This window comes from Melaminivora alkalimesophila (genome assembly GCF_000282995.1).
Lineage (GTDB): Bacteria > Pseudomonadota > Gammaproteobacteria > Burkholderiales > Burkholderiaceae_C > Melaminivora > Melaminivora alkalimesophila.
Genome location: NZ_ALEE01000247.1, coordinates 1 through 2,388 on the forward strand (window position 1 = coordinate 1; position 2,388 = coordinate 2,388).

At 70.2% G+C, this 2,388-nt stretch carries 2 protein-coding genes; both read left to right on the plus strand.

Going from position 1 to position 2,388, the window contains the following annotated elements:
* Positions 1 to 93 precede the first annotated feature (93 nt).
* Positions 94 to 1,197: a glycosyltransferase family 4 protein gene (locus A612_RS04470; RefSeq protein WP_019373346.1), complete on the plus strand. Its 1,104-nt coding sequence runs from the start codon at positions 94 to 96 to the stop codon at positions 1,195 to 1,197.
* A gap of 92 nt (positions 1,198 to 1,289) precedes the next feature.
* The gene (gene argB, locus A612_RS04475; protein WP_019373347.1) at positions 1,290 to 2,180 is read left to right on the plus strand and encodes an acetylglutamate kinase; all 891 of its coding nucleotides are present in this window, start codon (positions 1,290 to 1,292) and stop codon (positions 2,178 to 2,180) included.
* Positions 2,181 to 2,388: the final 208 nt, after the last annotated feature.

The following is a 2,388-nucleotide window of genomic DNA, read 5'->3' on the forward strand; positions in this document are numbered from 1 at the left end:
CCTGTGGCGGCTGTGGCGTTCGCCTGCCTACCGGCGGGCGCGCGAACAACTGTTGCCGCTGGATACAGGCCCTGCGGATAGGATCGGCGCCCCATGATCTGGCTGTCCCTGGTCGCCTTCGCCGTCGCCGTGCTGTGCTCGGGCGTCACCATCCGCTGGCTGGGCGGGCGCACGGCGCCCTACGACGCGGACAAGCCGCAGCGCTTCCACGTGGGCGAGGTGCCGCGCCTGGGGGGCGCGGCAGTGCTGGCCGGCGTGCTGGTGAGCTGGCTGCTGGGGGTGTGGGAGAGCACCTGGCGGGGCGACCCGGGCTCGCTCGCGCTGGGGCCCTGGGTGGGGGGCTGGATGGCGGCGCTGCTGCCGGCGGCGCTGGGCGGGATGGCCGAGGACATGACGCAGCGCCTGGGCGTGCGCTACCGGCTGCTGCTGACGCTGGCCTCGGGCGTGCTCGCGCTGTGGCTGCTGGGGCTGGACGTGCCGCGGCTGGGGTGGGGCTGGCTGGATGCCAGGCTGCCGTCGCTGCCCTGGCTGGGCGCAGCGATCGTGCTGCTGGCCATCGCCGGCCTGCCCCATGCCTTCAACATCATCGACGGCTACAACGGCCTGGCGGGCATGGTGGCGCTGATCGTGTCCTTGGCGCTGGCGCACGTGTGCCTGCAGGTGGGCGACCGCAGCCTGGCGGCGCTGCTGGTGTGCCTGGCGGGCGCGACCGTGGGCTTTCTGGTGTGGAACTACCCGCGCGGTGCGTTGTTCGCGGGCGACAGCGGGGCCTACATCTGGGGCGTGGTGATCGCCCTGGCGAGCCTGTCGCTGGTGCAGCGCAACCCGGAGGTCTCGCCCTGGTTTCCGATGTTGCTGCTGGTCTACCCGGTGGCCGAGACGCTGTTTTCCATCTACCGCAAGCTGGTGCGGGGAGATTCCCCCGGGATGGCGGACGCTCTGCATTTCCACCAGCTGATCTACCGGCGCATCGTGCGCGGCGTGTTCCACGAGGACGAGGCGCACCAGATGCTCCAGCGCAACAACCGCACGGCGCCTTACCTGTGGGCCTTCACGCTGCTCACCGTGGTGCCGGCGGTGCTGTTTTGGCGCAACACGGCGGTGCTGATGGCATTCTGCGCGCTGTTCGCGCTGGCCTATGTGGTGGCCTACCTGGGCATCGTGCGCTTCAAGGTGCCGCCCTGGATGCGGCACTGAGGGCGGCGAGGCCAGGCCGGGCGGGGGATGGGGCACAATTTGCCCCGACTGTTTCCCATTCACCTTCGCCCCCGCGGCGGCACCTTCCCTCCATGACCGACCTCCAATCCATCGCCCCGCGCGACAAGGCCGAGATCCTCGCCCAGGCGCTGCCCTACATCCGCAAGTTCCATGGCAAGACCATGGTGATCAAGTACGGCGGCAACGCCATGACCGACCCGGAGCTGCAGCAGGACTTCGCCGAGGACGTGGTGCTGCTCAAGCTGGTTGGCATGAACCCGGTGGTGGTGCACGGCGGCGGGCCGCAGATCGAGCAGGCCTTGAAGCGCCTGGGCAAGAAGGGCGAGTTCATCCAGGGCATGCGCGTGACCGACTCCGAGACCATGGAGGTCGTCGAGTGGGTGCTGGCCGGCGAGGTGCAGCAGGACATCGTCGGCCTGATCAACCAGGCGGGCGGCAAGGCGGTGGGCCTCACGGGGCGCGACGGCGGCCTGATCCGCGCGAGGAAGCTGCGCATGGTGGACCACCACGACCCGGCGGTGGAGCACGATGTCGGCCAGGTGGGCGACATCGTCGAGATCGACCCGGCCGTGGTCAAGGCGCTGCAGGACGACGCCTTCATCCCGGTGGTCAGCCCGATCGGCTTTGGCGAGCACAACGAGAGCTACAACATCAACGCCGACGTGGTCGCCAGCCGGCTGGCGACGGTGCTGCAGGCGGAGAAGCTGGTGATGCTCACCAACATCCCGGGCGTGCTCGACAAGGCCGGGGAACTGCTGACCGAACTCACCCCCCAGCAGATCGACGCGCTGATCGCCGACGGGACGATCTCCGGCGGGATGCTGCCCAAGCTCGCGGGCGCCATCGACGCGGCCAAGGCCGGCGTGAACGCCGTGCACATCGTCGATGGGCGCGTGCCGCATTCCATGCTGCTGGAGATCCTCACCGACCAGGCCTACGGGACCATGATCCGCAGCGAGTGAGCGCGGCGGAGCCCCTGCCCGGCGCCACGCCCCTTCGCCCCGGGAGGGCCTTTTCGCCGTCCCGCCACAGAGGACTTGCGGCGCGCGGACCACGCGCGCCCCGAACCATCCATGAACGACCTGCCCAGCCTGTTTCCCGCCGACCCCGAGATCGAAGCCCAGACGGAAGCCGAAACCTCTGCCGCGCCGCCGCGGCGGCCGCGCCCGC